3 protein-coding genes and 1 pseudogene are annotated in these 3,603 nt (G+C 66.1%); 2 read left to right on the forward strand and 2 right to left on the reverse strand.

Going from position 1 to position 3,603, the window contains the following annotated elements; genetic code table 11:
- Positions 1–248 (forward strand): annotated as a pseudogene (locus QD408_RS27065) (ATPase); the annotation flags it as partial.
- On the opposite strand, the gene QD408_RS27070 reads toward QD408_RS27065, so the two are convergent.
- The gene (locus tag QD408_RS27070) at positions 233–1,144 is read right to left on the reverse strand and encodes a dihydrodipicolinate synthase family protein (RefSeq protein ID WP_414141420.1); all 912 of its coding nucleotides are present in this window, start codon (positions 1,142–1,144) and stop codon (positions 233–235) included. The pseudogene QD408_RS27065 and the gene QD408_RS27070 overlap by 16 nt on opposite strands.
- Positions 1,145–1,165: 21 nt before the next feature.
- A complete protein-coding gene (locus tag QD408_RS27075) occupies positions 1,166–1,780 on the reverse strand; it encodes a LysE family translocator (RefSeq protein WP_088683321.1) in 615 nt (204 codons plus the stop codon).
- A 94-nt stretch (positions 1,781–1,874) separates the two neighbouring features.
- Between QD408_RS27075 and QD408_RS27080 the strand changes: the two genes are divergently transcribed.
- A complete protein-coding gene (locus QD408_RS27080) occupies positions 1,875–3,377 on the forward strand; it encodes a PLP-dependent aminotransferase family protein (RefSeq protein WP_414141421.1) in 1,503 nt (500 codons plus the stop codon).
- Positions 3,378–3,603 lie beyond the last annotated feature (226 nt).

Here is a 3,603-nt window from a genome sequence, read left to right on the forward strand (position 1 = left end):
CTTCGGCGCAGCTCGAATCCTACCGGCGCGAATTGCTGCCGCAGGCGCCGCGGCTGGACCCGGCCGAGCCGGCCCCGATCGATCCGCGGCTGGACGCGCTGCGCCGCGAACTGCGCCGCGAGGAGCCGGTCTTTCCCCGGCCGGCGCCACCGACCGACCAGCCGCCGATCACCCGCCGGGAGCCAGGCACGTCGCTGCGCGAAAGCATCCTGAAAAAGCCGCTGAGCAGCCTTTACAACAAGGATTGACGTTCGAGCTCGATCAGCGGCCGGGCGGCATCGAGCACGCGCTGCCGGTCCGCCGGCCCAAGCGGCAGGAGGGGACGCGGAAGCTCCGCCCGGACATCCAGAAAATGCCCGGCCAGCATATAGATCACGCGAATGCTTCCATATGCCTTAAACAGGTCCCAGAGCGGCTGCAGCAGGCCATCGAGCCGGCGCGCCTCACCGTCATTGCCGGCCATCGCGGCTCTGGTCAAAGCAAGCGCCGTGCGCGAAAGCAGGCCGCCGATGACGCTGTACCAGGCGTCCGCGCCTGAAGAGAGCGCTTCGGCAGCACCCCAATCGCCGCTGTAGCCGATCGCGAGATCGGTCTTTTCCCGCAATAGCGCAAGCTCCCCTCGCAGGTCGCCATCAACAGGCAGCGGCATCTTCACCGCTTTGATCGTCTCCATATCGGAGAGGCGCTGCAGAAGCTCGCGGCTGAAGGTGAAGTGCGTCGTGCCGGGATTGTTGTAGATGCAGAGCGGCAGCCCGGTCGCCTTCGCCACGGCGAGGAAGTGCTGGTAGGCCTCCTCCTGGGTCAGCGGCGTATAGGATACGGGCGCAAGCAGAAGCGCATCCGCACCGGCAGCCTCGGCATCCCTGGCGAGATCCACGGCATGGTCCGTCCTCAACGCGCCAGCGCCGACGACGAGCGGAACACGGCCTTTGACGCATTCGACCGCCGCCTTGACGGCCCGCAGCCGCTCCTCGCGCGTGAGATAGGCATAGATCCCGGTGCTGCCGAGAAGGCCGATGGAAGCGACACCTGCCTCGCACAACCGTTCCAGCAAGCGGCCGAGCCCCTCGGTGTCGACCCGGCCCCCCGGATCGGCAGGCGTTGGCGGAAAGGCCGAGAGGCCATGAAACGGCGAAGGAGACATGATGCAGTCCTCAAAGGGCGGTCAATGGGAGAACAGCAGGCGCGAACCCGCGCCGGCGAAGAAGACGGCAAGACCTGCCTCGATCCAGCGGCGCGCCCGCGCGTAGCCGCGCACCATCGGCGCCGTCGAGAAGAGCACGGCATAGCCTGAAAATATCGAGATCCCGAGCAGCACGCAGCCGCCGAAAGCCATGACGGCCATTTCAGGCGAAGCGCCGGGCTTGAGGCCGAGCGACATGATCGCCACCCAGGCCAGCACCGCCTTCGGGTTTCCGAGATGCATGAGGATTCCACGCCGATACAGCGCGCCGAGCGCAGCGGCAGGCCGGGCGGACTCGCCTGCCGGCACATCCGTGGCAACGGCCGAGCGAGCCGCCTTCCAGGCGAGCCAGAGCAGGTAGAGCCCACCCGCGAGCTTGAGGAGGATGAGGGCATGAGCATAGCCAACCAGCAATGTGGAAATGCCGGTGACCGCGATCAGGCCCCAGCAGGTCGACATGGTGATCACCCCGGCGGCGAGCACAAGCGCCGGCCGGCGCCCCTGGCGCATCGCCACGTTCATGATGGCCATGTTGCTTGGCCCGGGGCTGCCTGCCGCGATGACATAGGCGATATAAACGACGAGAAGATCCTGCATTTCCATCTTCCAGAGGCCGCCACTCGCTTTCTTCTCGCGGAAAATTGGTTCATCATGAAGCGCCATTTTCAAGAATCTTCATGGACCATTTTCAATGTCCAAACGGCGCAGCACCATCGAAATCCCTTCGCTCCATGCGATCGATCGAACGGCCAATATTGGCCGCCAGCTTGCACAGGCTCTCAGGAACGCCATTGCCCGCGGCGAGCTGAGGCCGGGCGAACGCCTTCCCTCGACGCGCACGCTCGCGGCCTCCCTGAGGATCGCCCGCGGCACCGTCGTCGAGGTATTCGACCAACTGACCGCCGAAGGCTATCTCGAAGCAAGAGTCGGGGCCGGAACCCGTATTGCCGCGGCTCTGATGGATGCGGCCCCGGCGTTTGCGCCGCCACCGGCAACGCCGGCTGCGGATAGCCTGGACCTGCCTGCCCCGGCCGCCCGGCTGATATCGGTCGCCCGCGCCCTCGCCCCTCACCCGCCCGTTCCCTTCGCCATCGCCGTCCCGGCCTCCGGCATCGCGCCGGACGACAACTGGCGCCGTCTCGGCAATCGGGTGCGCGCGTCGAGAGAGGCTGCCCCATCGGGCTATCAAGATCCGATGGGCCTGCTCGAACTCAGGGTCGCCATTGCCGAACACGTCCGCCGCGCCCGCGCGGTTCATTGCGAACCGGAACAGGTCGTCGTCACATCGGGCACCCAGCAGGGCCTCTACATGGCCGGCCGCGTGCTTCTCTCGCGCGATGATCCTGTCTGGGCCGAAGACCCGGCCTATCCCGGCCTCACCGCCGTGCTCGACGATCTCGGCCTGCGCACGCACCGCGTCCCGGTCGATGCGCAGGGAATGAACGTGGAGCGCGGCCTCGAACTCTGCCCGCAGGCGCGCGCCGCCTTCGTGACGGCGTCGCACCAATACCCGATCGGCATGCCGCTCAGCATGGCGCGGCGCAACGCCCTGATCGCCTGGGCCGACCAGGCCCGCGCCTGGATCGTCGAGGACGATTACGACAGCGAATTGCGTTACGCCGGCCACCCCTTCCCCTCGATGCAGGGCCTTTGTCCCTCACGCGTCATCTATCTCGGCACCTTCAGCAAGGTGCTCTTTCCTTCGCTGCGCTTAGGTTATGTCATCGCCCCTCCTCAGCTCGCGGAAGCCTTCGCCGGTGCGCGCGCCATTCTCGACCGGCATTCGCCGACATCAGAACAGCACGTTCTCGCCGCTTACATGAAGGAGGGTTATTTCGAAGCCCATATCCGCCGCATCCGCGGCCTCTACGCCGAACGCCGCGCCATCCTGCTGTCGGCACTGGAGCAGGCCTTGCCCGAGGGGTGCCGTATCGAGCCGAGCGACCAGGGCATGCATATTCTCCTCTGGCTGCCCGAGGGGACCGATGACGTGCGGATCGCGACACGCGCCCTGTCTGCCGGCATCGCAGTGCGCGCCATCTCCCCCATGTATGCCGGCCAGCTGGCCCGCCCCGGCCTGATGCTCGGTTTCGGCGGCTTTCTGCCGGAACAGCTGAAGACAGCGGTCGGCGAACTCGTCGCACTGCTGCGCCGGCAGATGCATGATGGAAAAGCGGCAAGCAAAGGCGGCTAGAGCATGTCGCGCAAAAGTGTGCAGCGGTTGTCTAATCGCATTGCCTTAGTCAAGGCTGTTTTGTCATTAGGCATCGGCGCCGCTTTTGGGGACGGCGTAGCGCGGTGGATTCGATTGGTTGGGCGATGTTGTCTTCAAAGCTGTCCAGCGCCGGGAGCAGGGTTGTCTGCGCGGTCGGCACACGGCCGCCGCATGATGGGTCTTCGCAGGCAGGACCTTCCTATGT

The sequence above is a fragment of the Rhizobium sp. BR 249 genome (assembly GCF_047445895.1).
In the GTDB taxonomy this organism is placed as follows: domain Bacteria; phylum Pseudomonadota; class Alphaproteobacteria; order Rhizobiales; family Rhizobiaceae; genus Rhizobium.

What these genes read in the sequence shown, in the direction of transcription:
- QD408_RS27070 (WP_414141420.1), bottom strand. Translation starts at nt 1,144, where the DNA reads ATGTCTCCTTCGCCGTTTCATGGCCTCTCGGCCTTTCCGCCAACGCCT.
- QD408_RS27075 (WP_088683321.1), bottom strand. Translation starts at nt 1,780, where the DNA reads ATGCAGGATCTTCTCGTCGTTTATATCGCCTATGTCATCGCGGCAGGC.
- QD408_RS27080 (WP_414141421.1), top strand. Translation starts at nt 1,875, where the DNA reads ATGTCCAAACGGCGCAGCACCATCGAAATCCCTTCGCTCCATGCGATC.